The 12,997-nt window shown below is 63.0% G+C and carries 11 protein-coding genes; 4 read left to right on the top strand and 7 right to left on the bottom strand.

All coding sequences use genetic code 11. The features are described from left to right. The first annotated feature begins 33 nt into the window (after nucleotides 1-33). Nucleotides 34-1,359, top strand: a complete 1,326-nt coding sequence (locus NW855_RS11390; protein WP_414508771.1) for a hypothetical protein — start codon at nucleotides 34-36, stop codon at nucleotides 1,357-1,359. Here NW855_RS11390 and solA read toward each other — a convergent pair. From solA to NW855_RS11355, 7 genes are all read right to left on the bottom strand, one after another. Next, entirely contained in the window at nucleotides 1,356-2,426 is a 1,071-nt protein-coding gene (gene solA, locus NW855_RS11385; protein ID WP_414508770.1) for an N-methyl-L-tryptophan oxidase, read from the bottom strand. The genes NW855_RS11390 and solA overlap by 4 nt on opposite strands. 1 nt (nucleotide 2,427) lies before the next feature. After that, nucleotides 2,428-4,182 (bottom strand): peptidylprolyl isomerase, encoded by a 1,755-nt coding sequence (locus NW855_RS11380; protein ID WP_414508769.1) that lies wholly within the window; start codon nucleotides 4,180-4,182, stop codon nucleotides 2,428-2,430. Beyond that, nucleotides 4,183-5,034 (bottom strand): sugar phosphate isomerase/epimerase family protein, encoded by an 852-nt coding sequence (locus NW855_RS11375; protein ID WP_414508768.1) that lies wholly within the window; start codon nucleotides 5,032-5,034, stop codon nucleotides 4,183-4,185. It abuts the gene before it with no gap. Continuing rightward, nucleotides 5,031-5,621 (bottom strand): ANTAR domain-containing response regulator, encoded by a 591-nt coding sequence (locus NW855_RS11370; protein ID WP_414508767.1) that lies wholly within the window; start codon nucleotides 5,619-5,621, stop codon nucleotides 5,031-5,033. Before NW855_RS11370 ends, NW855_RS11375 begins: the two co-directional genes overlap by 4 nt. A gap of 590 nt (nucleotides 5,622-6,211) precedes the next feature. Further along, entirely contained in the window at nucleotides 6,212-7,003 is a 792-nt protein-coding gene (locus NW855_RS11365) for a hypothetical protein (RefSeq protein WP_414508766.1), read from the bottom strand. A 93-nt stretch (nucleotides 7,004-7,096) separates the two neighbouring features. After that, nucleotides 7,097-8,002 (bottom strand): prepilin-type N-terminal cleavage/methylation domain-containing protein, encoded by a 906-nt coding sequence (locus NW855_RS11360; protein WP_414508765.1) that lies wholly within the window; start codon nucleotides 8,000-8,002, stop codon nucleotides 7,097-7,099. A gap of 75 nt (nucleotides 8,003-8,077) precedes the next feature. Beyond that, nucleotides 8,078-9,232, bottom strand: a complete 1,155-nt coding sequence (locus NW855_RS11355; protein ID WP_414508764.1) for a metallophosphoesterase family protein — start codon at nucleotides 9,230-9,232, stop codon at nucleotides 8,078-8,080. Nucleotides 9,233-9,268: 36 nt separating this feature from the next. Here NW855_RS11355 and NW855_RS11350 point away from each other — a divergent pair, with 36 nt between their 5' ends. The 3 genes from NW855_RS11350 to NW855_RS11340 are packed head-to-tail and all read left to right on the top strand — an operon-like array spanning nucleotide 9,269 to nucleotide 12,785. After that, nucleotides 9,269-10,201 (top strand): methyltransferase domain-containing protein, encoded by a 933-nt coding sequence (locus NW855_RS11350; RefSeq protein WP_414508763.1) that lies wholly within the window; start codon nucleotides 9,269-9,271, stop codon nucleotides 10,199-10,201. Nucleotides 10,202-10,241: 40 nt separating this feature from the next. Then, a complete protein-coding gene (locus NW855_RS11345) occupies nucleotides 10,242-10,709 on the top strand; it encodes a PaaI family thioesterase (RefSeq protein WP_414508762.1) in 468 nt (155 codons plus the stop codon). 3 nt (nucleotides 10,710-10,712) lie between these two features. Further along, a complete protein-coding gene (locus NW855_RS11340; protein WP_414508761.1) occupies nucleotides 10,713-12,785 on the top strand; it encodes an AAA family ATPase in 2,073 nt (690 codons plus the stop codon). Nucleotides 12,786-12,997 lie beyond the last annotated feature (212 nt).

Here is a 12,997-nt window from a genome sequence, read left to right as displayed (position 1 = left end):
AGTATAGCATGCGCTGGGGTAGAATTCCGCTACATGCGCCGACGGAAAACGGTGTGGGTGCTGGGCGCGCTGGCGTTGCTGTTGCTTGGCGGCGCGTTGTGGTGGTGGGCGTCGCAGCGACCGCCAAGCATTGTCATTCCGCCGCGCCAGTACCCGCCCAACAACGCCTACGACGCCTACAAGCAGATTGCGCAAGAAATGCACGACCAGTGGAAGCAGGACGATCGCCTGCGTAGGATAGAATCACAACTGTTTAGCAAGCATAGCATTCACCTGACTGTCCCTGAAGCCGATAAGCAGTACTACCTCCAGCGTCGACGCCCCTTTCTGGAAGCCTATCGCCAGTACCTTGACCAACCGTGCAAGGCGGTCTTTGAGTACGACATCCTTTGGCTTATGCCTGAGCTGGCGGGGTTTCGCACAATCGCTCGAATAGAAGCGCTGCTGATTGGCGATGCTCTCGCGGCAGGGCGCGAAGCAGAGGCAATACAACGCTTCCACGACCTCATGCGCTTCAGTGAACAGATACGCACGGACGGCACGCTAACACACTACCTTGTAGGTAGCCGTATGATAGAGACTGGGCTACAACCGATACGCCAGCGGCTGACGCAGTTTCAGTCGCCTAAAGTGTTTAGTGCGCTTGTCGAATTAGCACAGAAATATGATCAGTCGCGTGCCCCTCTGAAAGACGCCATCCAGAACGAGTACTACTGTGGGTTAGGGACATACCGCGATATAGCGTTGCGAAGGATTGAGATGCGCGACATTGAGCCGCTTATGTCTAAAATAAATTTTAGTAACAATTTCGAACGATGGCTCTACGAAAGCGGCTTTGGGCTGCGCCTTACATGGGGACGCTCGTTGGCGGAGCTTCAGGAATACTACAAGCGCGTCTTTACCGAGTTGGAAAAGCCACTTTGGGAGCGCAAGGTTCCTGCCCCTAACTTTAAGCAAAGGACAAACGAGATACTCGGTCAGGTGTGGATGCTCCATGTCGATTTATCAGCTAACGCGGAGTTACGCGAAGTTGCTACAATCCGCCTGTTAGCCTGCTACGCCGCTGTCAAGCGGTATCAGCAGCAGCGCGGGGCGTATCCCCCCTCGCTGGAGGCGTTGCGCCCCGAACTGGGCGAGATGATTATCGACCCATTCACGGGCAAGCCGTTCGTGTACCGCACCCACCCCAAGCGCGGCTTTCAGCTCTACTCGGTGGGCGAGAACCTCACAGACGACGGCGGGCGACTGAGTGCGAACCGACAACAGGGCGACCTGTTGCCGATTACCGAAGGCGCGCTCCCCGAAGGACAACGCCCCAGCCAAACGCGCCTGTCCAGCCCGCCCGTGTGGTTGCGTTAGGCGGTCAGGTGCTGCACCGCCCGCCAAGCGTTCAGGATGGAGAACTTGAACCCGTGCCCCGAACACGCGCTCACCAGCCACACGCGCGGCTCGTCGGGCAGAGGCTGCAGGATGAACCGCTCGTCGGGGGTGTTGGTGTAGAGGCAGGTCGCAGTCGCGAGGGTTTCGGGTAGCGCATCGGGCAGGCGACGCGCGAGGCACGCGCGCAGCGGCGCAAGGTCTGCCTCGTCCACAGGGTGCGCGGGCGCGTCGGGGTCTTGCACCTCGCCCAGCCGATGCCATGCGACCTTCACGCCCGCCTGCCTGCCGTCGCTGGGGAAGCCGTAGAAGTGGCGCGTCGCCTCAATCCACACAGGCATCCGCTCTGGGGCGAAGCGCGGCTCGGCGTCGGGGCGCACGGCGAAGTAGGCGTAGGTCTGGCGCGTGACGGTCAGCGGCAGGCTCAGCGACGGTAGCAGCTTCGGCAGCCACGCGCCCGCCGTCAGCAGCACGCGGTCGAACCGCTCGCGCGCGCCCGAATCGGTCTCCAGCCATACGCCGCTGGGCTGGGGGTCTATGCGCATAATGCGCGTCTGCTCATGAATAGCCGCGCCGTGCGTTTCCGCAAGGCGCAGGTTCGCCAGCACACACGCGCTCGCCCGCAGGAAGCCGCCCTCGCGCTGGAACAGCGCGCGCTCGTGCGCCTCGATGCAAAGTGCGGGGAACCGTGCGGTCAGCGACGCGCTATCCAGCCACTCGTAGGGGACGCTCTCGGACTGCAGGGCGTGCGCAATCGCGTTCAGTTCGGGGTCGTCGGCGTCGCCAAGCCACAGCACCCCGCAGGGCACGATGAGTTCCTCGCCTGCCTCCGCTTGCAACGCCTGCCAGAGGGGGAACGCCTCGCGCATCAGGCGAGTGTAGTGCGGGTCGGCGTAGGTGAGGCGGTAGATACGGCTCTCGCCGTGCGAGCTGCCGCGAGTGTGCCCGCGGATGAACTGCTCGTAGCCGACCGCCTCGTGCCCCTGCTGGGCGAGGAAGCGCAGCGCCGCGCCGCCGACTGCGCCCAGCCCGACGACCGCGACGCGCATACTACTTCCCTTGCTGAGGCGCAGCCTGCCCCTGCGGGTTGTCCCCCTGGGGCGCGTTCGCGGCAGGTTGCTGGTTGCTCTGCGGTTGCTGTTGCGCCTCTTGCTGCTTCTTCCGCTCCGCTTCCTGTTGCTTGCGCAGTTCCTCCAGCTGGCGGCGGATCATCTCCTGCTGCTCTTCTTGGCGGCGCGCCATCTCTTTCTGCAGGTCTGTGGCGCGTTTGCGGGTCTGCTGCGCGAGGTCTTTGCGTCCCGCCTTCTCGTACAGCTCCGCTATGCCGAACAGGAACGGGAACTCGTTCGGGCGCACGACCATCCCCGCGGCGATTTCGAGGTCGTCCAGCGCCTTTTGCTTCTGTCCTGCCTCGATGAGCATCTCTGCGCGCAGCAGGCGGATGTTCAGGTCTTCCCCGCCCTCGTTGAAGAAGCGATTAATCGCGGCGGTCAGCTGCTCGCGGTAGGTCTTCTCGCCCTCCTTGTCCTTGACCTCTTTGGAGATCTGCACCAGTTGGTTCAGCACCAGGATTTGCATCCACTGCGCGAGGCGCACATTCGGGTTTGCCGAGTTGACGATGGGCGTCAGCGCGTCGTTGATTGCCTTAAGGGTCTTGAGCCGCTCTGGGGTCGGCGTGCCGAAGGTCTTGGTGAGCGCGTCGTACTGCGCAAGGATGGGGTCTACGAATTCAGGCTTGAAGTTCTGTTGGGCAGCATTCATCACGCGCTGCTGCTCGTTGCCGATACGCATGTTGATAAACGCCTGTCGGTAGCCCTCTTTGTTTTTGTCGAAGTCGGAGGGTGGTTCCATCTTGCGCTCGGCGATGGCGTAGATGTAATAGCCCTTTTTCTCCTTATCTTGCAGCGGCTCGGTAAAGTCTTTGTTCGGCTTGAATGCCATGACTTGGTTAGCAACCTCTGTGCCGAACAGGTTGCTCAGTTGCTCTTGGATTTCGTAGTAGCCGCTGCCCGTGACGCGCCCGCCCTGCTTTTTGATGGCGTCGGGGTCGTCGGAGTATTGCTGCACGACTTCGGCGAAGGGCTTGCCCGCTTTGAGCGCGGCGTACGCCTCGTTGATACGCGCCTGCGCCTTGTCCGTGTGCTTCTCGATGGAGACGAACACGCGCGCGGGGTAGACCTGCTCGAACATCAGGCGCACCTGCTCGTCGGTCGGGTTATACTTCTCGCGCTGGCTTTTGAGGAACTTGTCCTGCACGACGCGCATGCGGAACAGCAGTTCGGGCGTTTCGGCGGCGATTTGCTCGCGCACGCGCCTGAGCGACGCGCCGCGCTCTTTGAGCGCCTTGTCGAGCGCGCGGTCGTCGCCCTTGCCTTCAGGCAGCAGTTGCTGGCGCAGCATATCCAGCTGCGACTTGATATACTCTTCCTTCGCGGCTTCGATTTCGGCGCGGGAGGCGGCGTAGCCTTGCTTCTCCAGCTCCAGCGTCATCGCCAGCTGGTTGGCGAGGTTCTGCGCCGTCTGGTAGCGCGTCTGAATCTGCGCGCCGTACTCGCTGGGAGGGTTCCCCTGCGTCTGCAGGTTGATAAAGCGTGTCAGATCCGCCTCCGTGATGACCTCATTGCCGACCTTCAGCACGGGCTGATTCAAGCCTTCTCCACCGCCGCGTTGCATCGGCGCGCCTGGCGGTATCGCAAAGAAAATCACCATGCTGCCCGCAATCAGCAGCAGCACGATAAGCCCGACGCCCTTGACCAACTTGCGCTTCAGTAGCTCGCGAAATGTGCGTACTGTAATGCCAGCCATCTATTTGCCTCCTGTTGCTTGTTCGATAAGGTGTTGCATCGCCTGCAGGCACTGGCGCGAGACCTCCGCCTGCGGTAACCCCTCAATTCGGGCGTGTGTCTCCAGCGAGAGGTAGCCCGTGTAGCCGCTGCGGGCGATTTGCTGGAAGTGGTCGCGGTAGCCGATGTCCCCTTGCCCAACGACGACCCAGCGCACGCTGCCGTCGGGTTGGCGCACAGCGTCTTTGATGTGGATATGGCGCACATAGGGCTGCGCGGCGTCGAAGCCCGCCTGCGCCGATTCGCCCAGCACAAAAGCATTGCCGGGATCCCACACGCCCACCAAGTACGGTGAGTTCAGTTTGCCCAACACCTGCGCCAGCTCCGCGCCCGTGCCGACCTGACAGCTATGTTCGTTCTCCAGCCCCAGCACGACGCCCGCGCGCTCGGCGTAGGGAATCGCCCGCTCCAGCCAGCCCAGAATCTGCGTCTCGCGTTCGGGGATCAGCGCACCCGCCCGCCAAAACGCAAAAATGCGCACCAGCGGCGCATCGAAAAACGCGGCGACCTCCAAGCAGTGCTGGAGCAACGGCAGCTGCGCCGCGAGATCTGCTTCCTGCGCGGCGTGCATGGGTCCCCGTTCGGACGCGCCGAACAAATCGGTCTTGAACACGGGCGTCGCCAGCGCACAGACGCCCATCCCGTAGTCCTGGAGTAGCGACTTTGCGCGGCGCAGGGTCGCCTCGTCCGCCTGCGCAATGTTGACGCCCCACAGCGTGCGCAGCTCCACGCGCTCGATCCCGAACTCACGCGCGACCTGCAGGGCGGTCTGCAGGTCGTCGGCGATTTCGTCGGTGATCACGGAGAGTTTCATTGGGAGGGGTTCTGCAAGGTGTGCGCGATGATAATCGCCTCGGCGATTTCGCGCATGCTCTTGCGCGTGTTCATGCTCTGCACCTGAATGCGTCGGTAGGCTTCCTGCTCGCGCAGTCCGTAGGTGTCCATCAAGATGCCCTTGGCGCGTTCGATGATTTTGCGCGTTTCCAGCGTCTCTTTGAGGTCGTCCACCTGCTGTTCGAGTTCGCGCGCCTCTTGATAGCGGGCGAGGGCGACCTCGATGGCGGGGGTCAGATCCGCCTGCTTGAACGGCTTGACGAGGTAGCCGTACACGCCCGCCTGCTTCGCGCGTTGGATCAGCTCGCTGTCGCTGTAGGCGGTCAGCAGAATCACGGGCGCGAGCCGCTCCTCGTGCAAAATGCGCGCCGCCTCGATGCCGTCCATTTCGGGCATCTTGACATCCAGAATCGCGAGGTCGGGTTTGAGGGCGCGCACTTTTTCGACCGCCTGCGCGCCGTCGCTCGCCTCGCCGACCACCGACATGCCCAGCTCCTCCAGCATCTGCCGCAGGTCTAACAGAATGATCGGCTCATCGTCGGCAATCACAATCCGCAGTTTGTGCATCCGTATCATCACCCTTAGAGGAGAGTATACCCCAAGCGGCTGGGGGTGGGCGACACAAGTAATCCCCTCTCCGTATTATGCCAATCGCGTGTCCAAAGTTCATGAATTGAATTGCCCCCCTCCTGCAGGTTCCCCCCGCTTCGCGAGGGGAACCGCGCACGGGTTCGGTTCCCCCTGCTCGCAGGGGGAACCTTAAGGAGGGGGTTCTCGTTTATCCGTACTTTTGTGAACTCTGGCTCAGCGATTAGTATTATGGAGTGCGGAAGCACAGCTTCCGCCCGACGCTGAAGCTTCGCTTCAGCACTCCAAAGGTTTCAGCGCGGGACACCCCTCTCCCGCCGCCCTAAAGGGGGTAGGTTTTTTCTCGCGCGGTTGGCATTGCGGGCGGGACGCCCGCGTTCCCAGCGTCGCGCGTGCTGGGAGCGCGAGCGTCTCGCTCGCACGGCGGTAAAAATGCCCTGTTCGGCAACGCCGCGAGCAGGCACGCCCGCAAAAAAACTACCCCTTTAGGGGAGAGGGGCTGGGGGTGAGGGCAAAAAGCGCACGACACCCCTCCCCCGCCACGCGGGAGAGGGGCTGGGGGTGAGGGCTTAGCACCCGCTACCGAAGGCGAACAGCACCGTCAGCAGGTCGGCGTCGTCCACTGTGCCGTCGCCGTTGAGGTCTTCCGCGCCGCCCGAACCGCCGAAGGCGAACAGCACTGCCAACAAGTCGGCGTCATCGACGCAGCCGTTGCAGTCCACATCGCCCTCCAGCCGCGCGCCGCCATAGGAAGCCAACTGGATGTTGAACGCACGCGCACAGGCGGGAATCAACGGGGTACACACTGCATCCGTCACGAAGCCTGTGAAGCCCACCTCAGAGATCGCCGTCACATTGTTCAGCTGGATTGTAACTACACGGTTCAGCAGCCCCAGCGGGTCGCTCGTGCATTGAATCTCCTCCAAGTCTACCGCGATGGTTCCGTAGATGCTATCGATGCGGAAGGGGTAGCCTGTCCCCCCGATGGTGATGATTGTGCAGACAGGCTGGGAAATATTCTGCGCCGTCCATGTGATGCGGTTGCCGCTGACGCTGGCGACAAAGCGCACCGTCTGGGTGGACTGAATCGAGTTAACAATCTGGTTCAGCGTCGTGGTGAAGTTGAGGGTGCCTGGGTCAAAGTTGATGACGAAGGCGTTTTGTGCGCCTGTTGTGCCGCTGGAAAAGGACTGGACGCACCCTTGTCCCAAGTCAATGTTCACGGCGTAGTCGGCGTTGTTGATTTTGAACGAGACGCTGCCTGCATCGCGCAGGCGGGCAGCCAGAAATTGCGCGTGGCTTGCGCTGAGAAGCGCAGCAAAGACCAAAAGCCCGAAGAAGCGTGCCATCTGCATCATCATCGATACCTCCTTTCCCGTGGTCGGGTACGGTAATTATACAATAGAAATCCCGTTTTGTCAAGGGGGGCACAGTGAATGCGCCCCCCTATTGGCTTAGTTGGTGCGTCGGCAGTGGTTGGGCGCGCCGTCGTCGCCGAACGGCTGATCCGTGCGCCCCGCTTGCCCTGGACAAGTGTGGCACGGGCGTCCGCCGCGTGGGTGCCCCGACGGGTACTGCGAGACGATGCCCGACAGACCGTAGTAGATGTAGTTGGAGCCTGCAGGGGTGTGGAACGGTAGGCTCGTGTCAATCACGGCGTAGAGCGGCTTGGTCTTGCGCCCAGCCTCGCGCACGGTGACCTGCCCGCCTTGAACCTGCCGCGTCTTGACATTCCCCGAATGCCCGTCGACATAGCCCACAGACGCCACCAGATTGTGCCGCCCCTGAATGTAGGAGCCAAGCCCATCCTGACTCCCCTGATGGTCGCCTAACACGCCGTCATACAATACGGGCGTGCGCACCACATCGTCGATTTCGGCGAGCCGAATCGAGCGCGGACCGCCAGGCCACGGCCACTGCGGTAGCGGCATGCTGCCCCGCTCAAACAGACACCAGTTGCCGATGTAGGCGGTCGTCTTGAAGTCAGAGCGCTGGTTGTTGGGACACAGCTCCAACGGCGAGAACGCGGTGCGCACATCCCATGCTTGCCGATCGGACGGACACCCCGATAGGTCGGCGTTTTTCATGTAGGGGAAGATGGCATGGTAGACCGTAAACGCGCAGAAGCCGCCCGCGCCGTTCGAGGTCATATACAAGCTGAACGGGAACGCCTCGTCGTAGTCCTGGATATACTGCAGTCCGCCAAGCGTGATCTGCTTGGTGTTGCTTAGACACTGGGTCTGACGCGCTTTCTCGCGCGCCTGAGCGAACACAGGGAACAAGATCGCCGCCAAAATGGCGATGATCGCGATAACGACCAGTAGCTCGATCAGCGTAAATCCGCGTCGTTGCATCGTCATACCTCCTCGTGAGAATTATACGCCGAATTATACCCCACTCCTGCTGTAAATATGCCAGTTCGGGGGCAAATTCGGTTAGCCGCGCTCTGTTGCGTCCGCCTCTTGCAGGTAGCGTGCGCCGAGTTCAATAAACGCCGCGCGGTCGATGTCGGCGGGCAGGTCGTAGGCGGCGGCGAACAGGCGCCATTCGTCGGCGAGGGTGAGTCGGCTCTCGCCGTCGGTTTCGGAGGTCTGTCCGTAGGCGCGTCCGCCTGTGCTGGGGCGCGGCGGGCGCGGGTCTAACAGGTAGTGCAACGCGCGCGCCTTGAGTTCGCGCAGCAGCTCGCCATCAATCTGGCGGCGCAGGTCGGGATGCAGGTTCCACACGCGCTGTCGCACGATTGCCCCATTCAGCGCGTCGCCCAGCGCGTCCGCCCGCGACTCGATGGCTTGGTTCAACTCCACGGCGGTCATATCCGCAGCGTCTATCGGCAGCAGGTCGTACACCTGGCGGGTGCGAATCTTGTGAAACTCGTGCGTGCGCGTGTCGGCGTCGTACAGCACCCATCCCTTCGGCTCGCCTGCCTCCTCCCAGATGTTGGTGCTGGTGAACTCGGTCGCGCCTGCGTAAATCGCGTTCGGCGCAACCTGTTGATAGATGTGCCAGTCGCCCAGCGCGATGTAGTCCCATTCGTCGCGCACGATTTTCTGTCGGTCAATCGGTCGCTCCAGCGTGAGCTGGGTGACGCCCTCCAGCAAGCCGTGCAGCAGCAACAGGTTGTAGCGCGTGTTTGGGTTCGGCTGCAGGATGCGCCGCTCGATGTCGGGCACACCCCGCGCGGGAATGCATAGCAGGGTCGCGTTCAGCGCGGGAATCTCCAGCCCATCAATCTGGTCGTAGACGACCTGTACGCCGTCGAGGTGTTTCAGCAGCGCGAGGATACAGCCGCTGCCTGCAACGCGCGGCGTCTCGTGGTTGCCCGCGATAATCACCAGCGGCGCGTTGCGGCGACTCTTCTGAAAGTCGGACAGGTAGCTATAGGCAGCGAGAAGGCTGCTGTTGGGCGGGCGCACGGCGTGGAACAGGTCGCCCGTGATTAGCACGAGGTCGGGTTCGGCGTCGCGGACGGCGCGCAGGGCGCGTCGGAACGCCTGCAACACATCGTATTCGCGCTGGTTCATGCCGTGTTCGTTCGTGCGGCTGTAGGCGCGATAGCCCAAATGCACATCGCTGAGGTGCGCGATTCGCATCGACGCAAGTATACCTGCGGGGGTACTCTATCGACGATGGAACTGCTGCCGACGCGCTACTTGAGTGTGGCGGGCGAATACGCAGGCGCGGTGCATATCCCGCTGGCGGAACTGGAACGGCGCACGCATGAGTTACCCCCGCCTGTGCGCGAGGTGTGGGTGGTCGCTGACTCGCAGGAGGCGTACTACGCGCTGGGGTGGCTGCACGCGCGAGGCAGGCGCGCGCGGCTTGTACCTGCGCCGCCGCCAGACGCCGACCCAACGGCGCGCTATCGGCTGTGGGAACCGAATGAGTGGTTGGAGACCGTTCTGTATGCTTGGGAAACGGCTACGCAGGCAGAGTTCAGGATTGCCCCCCTCCTTCAGGTTCCCCCCACTTCGCGAGGGGAACCGAGTGCGGGCGTGGCTAATCCCGCTTCGCGAGGGGAACCGCGCGGGGGGTCGGTTCCCCCTGCGGGCAGGGGGAACCAACGGAGGGGGTCGCTCTCACAGCACCTTCGCGCCCTCGACTTGGGCTGCGGCAGCGGGCGCGAGGCGGTCTATCTGGCGGCGCAGGGCTGGCAGGTGGTCGCGGTAGACCGCCTGCCCGAAGCCCTGCAGCGCGGGCGCGACCTGCAGCATCGCTATGCGCCCGACAGCCCGCCCATTCAGTGGGTCTGCGCCGACTTGGAAAAGAGCGACTGGCAGCCCGACGGGAAGTTTGACTGCATTTTGTTGTTTTACTTCTACGCGCGCGCGTTGATAGCCCGCGCCTGCGCGTGGCTGAAGCCAGGCGGCGCGCTGCTGGTGGAGGCGTTCACCGCGACGCATCGCGCCCGCTTCGGCAAGCCTGCGTCGGACACGCGCGTGGCGCAACCCGACGAACTGCCCAGCCTGCTGCCAGACGGCATGCGCGTCGTGGCGTACTCGGAGGGCTGGCGCACGAGCGGACGCCACACCGCGCGGCTGTGGGCAATACGCAAGCAGTGAGGCAGCAGGAGTCGCGCGCCGCCCGCCGAACTCTACGCGCGTGGACAAGAGCCTGCAAGAGACCTACGCGCCGAACAGCATCTGCTACGGCTGCGGTCCCGCGAACCCGCACGGGCTGCACATCCGCAGTTTCGTGGGCGAGGGCGGCGAACTGGTCGCCGAGTGGCAGCCGCAACCGCACCACCAAGCGTTCGAAGGCGCGCTCAACGGCGGGGTCATCGGTACGCTGCTGGACTGCCACTGCAACTGGACGGCGGCGTACCACCTGATGACTGTGCAGGGGCTGGAGCGTCCGCCTGCGACCGTCACGGCAGAGTACACAATTCGCATGCTGCGTCCGACGCCCGTGGACGCGCCTGTGCATCTGCGCGCGCGCCCCATAGAGACGCAGGGCAGCAAGGTCGTCGTGGAAGGCGAACTGATTGCCCAAGGCGAGGTGTGCGCGACCTGTCGCGGCACATTCGTCGCCGTCAAGCCTGGACACCCCGCCTACCACCGCTGGGAGTAGACGATGGAACGCCAACTGCTGCCCGACGACCACCTGACGGAAGCCGTCCACCACCTCGTGGAAGAGGCGGTGCTGCTGGCAGGCGGACACGCGCCCGACGCACGCCACCTGCTGCTGGCGATTCTCAAAACGCACGCCCCTATCGTACAGCAACTGCTGCCGAAAATCGACCTCGATGCCCTCACGGAGGCTGTCCAGCGAGAGTTGCAGAACTCCAACTCGTCGATTGCCGTACCCTACGAGTCGGTCATCGAGCTGGCAATTCGGATTGCGGAGCGGGAGCAGCGTCCGCAGGTAGACGAGATGCACTTGCTGAAGGCGATTGCGCTGCTGTCGGGGCTGATCCCGCGCGAGAGTGTGTTCCCTGCGCCGCCTGCGATTTTACAAATCGGCGCGAACCTGACCGAGCAGGCGCGTCAGGGCGCGCTGCCGCGCGTGGTCGGGCGCGAGGCGGAGATCGCGCTGCTGACCGAGACGCTGTGTCGCCCTGTGAACCCCTATGCCGTGCTGGTCGGGCTGGAGGGCGTCGGACGGCGCGCGGTCGTGCAGGGCGTCGCCGAGCATATCGCTGACGACACCGCGCCTGACCCGCTGCGCAAACGCCCCCTTGTCATGCTGCCGCAGCTGTTCGATAACCCCGAACTGATGGGCAAACTCATCGACGAGGCAACGCAACTGAACGCGATTTTGTATATCGAGGCGTTCGAGAGCTTTTTGAGCGCGCCCACGCCGCCGATTGAGATGCTGCGCATGGAGTTCCTCTCCGCGCTGATTGCGCGGCGCGTGCCCATCATCGGCGCGGTGAGCAGCCTGGAGATGTTCCGCCGCTATGTGCATCGCGCGCCCGACCTGCTGAAACGCTTCCAGCCCATCGAGGTGCGCCCGATGACGCGCGAGGAGACCCTCCAGGTGCTTGTGCAACTGGCGAGCCTGTTCGAGCAGCAGCACAGGCTGGCATTCCCCAACGAGACGCTACAGTTGATTGTGCAGGTCGCCGACGAGCATATCCAGCACCGCCCGTTCCCCGACAAGGCGATTCTGCTGATGGATCACATCGCGGGCAGGGCGCGGGCGCAGGGCGTTGCGTATATCGAGCCGCGCATGGTGTGGGAAACGGCGGGCGTCGTCACGGGGCTGCCGATTGGCGGGGGCGAGGCGGCGATGCTCGAATCGCTGCAAGGGCTGGAATCGTTCCTCAAGTCGCGCGTGATGGGGCAGGACGACGCCATCGAGACGCTGGTGCGCGTGTTCAGCCTCAAAATCCGCCGCTTAGACCTGCGTCCTGAGCGTCCCAACGGGGTGTTCCTGTTCGCGGGACCCACAGGCGTCGGCAAGACTGAGACGGCGCGTGCGCTGGCAGAATACTTTTTCGGCTCGCGCGACAAGATGCTGCGCCTGGACATGAACCAGTTTTACGAGGCGCACACCGCCGCGCGGCTGCTGGGCGCGGAGTTCGGCTACATCGGCTTCGAGCGCGGCGCGCCCCTGCTCGATTTCGTCGCCGAGAACCCCTTCTGCGTTGTGCTGCTGGACGAAATCGAGAAGGCACACGCCGAGATTCACAAGCTGTTCCTGCAAATCTTCGACGACGGCTACATCATCGATGCGCAGGGCAGGCGCGTGTCGTTCGCTGACACCGTGATTGTGATGACTTCGAACCTGCAGCCCGAAACGGAGGTCGGTTTTTTGCGCGAGCAGCCAAGCCTCGAAGACTGGCGCAAGGCGTTCGCGCAGCGCTTCGCGCCCGAGTTTATCAACCGTGTGGACGCGATTTGCGTGTTCCGCCCGCTGCAGCGCGAGACGGTGCGCCAAATCGTGCGCGACCGCCTGCTCAAGCAAATCATCGAGGTGTACCGCAAGCGCAATATCGAACTCGTCGTCAGCGACGAGGCGGTCGAGTGGCTGGTGGAGCAAGGCTTCAACGAGCAGTACGGCGCACGCGAGTTGGAGCGCGTTGTGGAGCGGAGCCTACTGTTGCTGCTTGCGCCGCATGTGCCCGCGATGATTCACGCCACAGGCGGCGCGCCCCAACGCTACGAAGTCGTCGTGCAAGGCGGACGCCTGACGCTGGGGTAAGTTTTATACCAATCGCAAAGCCAAAGTTATCAAAAAAACAGCAGTTGAAGACCCCCTCCTTAAGGTTCCTTAAAGGGGTAGGTTTTTTTTCCGAGGGCACGGAAACCTACCCCTCAAATCTACAAACAAAACCTATCCGCACACAAATCAACACAAGAACCACCACCACCAAGCCCCCCTCGCAGCCGTACACAACCCCAAAAAACACCCAC

The sequence above is a fragment of the Synechococcus sp. RC10B2 genome (genome assembly GCF_047502635.1).
Note: the sequence above shows the minus strand (reverse complement) of the source record. Positions and strands in the feature narration are given on the sequence as shown.

What these genes read in the sequence shown, in the direction of transcription:
- solA (WP_414508770.1), bottom strand. Translation starts at nt 2,426, where the DNA reads ATGCGCGTCGCGGTCGTCGGGCTGGGCGCAGTCGGCGGCGCGGCGCTG.
- NW855_RS11340 (WP_414508761.1), top strand. Translation starts at nt 10,713, where the DNA reads ATGGAACGCCAACTGCTGCCCGACGACCACCTGACGGAAGCCGTCCAC.
- NW855_RS11360 (WP_414508765.1), bottom strand. Translation starts at nt 8,002, where the DNA reads ATGACGATGCAACGACGCGGATTTACGCTGATCGAGCTACTGGTCGTT.
- NW855_RS11375 (WP_414508768.1), bottom strand. Translation starts at nt 5,034, where the DNA reads ATGAAACTCTCCGTGATCACCGACGAAATCGCCGACGACCTGCAGACC.
- NW855_RS11390 (WP_414508771.1), top strand. Translation starts at nt 34, where the DNA reads ATGCGCCGACGGAAAACGGTGTGGGTGCTGGGCGCGCTGGCGTTGCTG.
- NW855_RS11370 (WP_414508767.1), bottom strand. Translation starts at nt 5,621, where the DNA reads ATGCACAAACTGCGGATTGTGATTGCCGACGATGAGCCGATCATTCTG.
- NW855_RS11365 (WP_414508766.1), bottom strand. Translation starts at nt 7,003, where the DNA reads ATGATGATGCAGATGGCACGCTTCTTCGGGCTTTTGGTCTTTGCTGCG.
- NW855_RS11380 (WP_414508769.1), bottom strand. Translation starts at nt 4,182, where the DNA reads ATGGCTGGCATTACAGTACGCACATTTCGCGAGCTACTGAAGCGCAAG.
- NW855_RS11350 (WP_414508763.1), top strand. Translation starts at nt 9,269, where the DNA reads ATGGAACTGCTGCCGACGCGCTACTTGAGTGTGGCGGGCGAATACGCA.
- NW855_RS11355 (WP_414508764.1), bottom strand. Translation starts at nt 9,232, where the DNA reads ATGCGAATCGCGCACCTCAGCGATGTGCATTTGGGCTATCGCGCCTAC.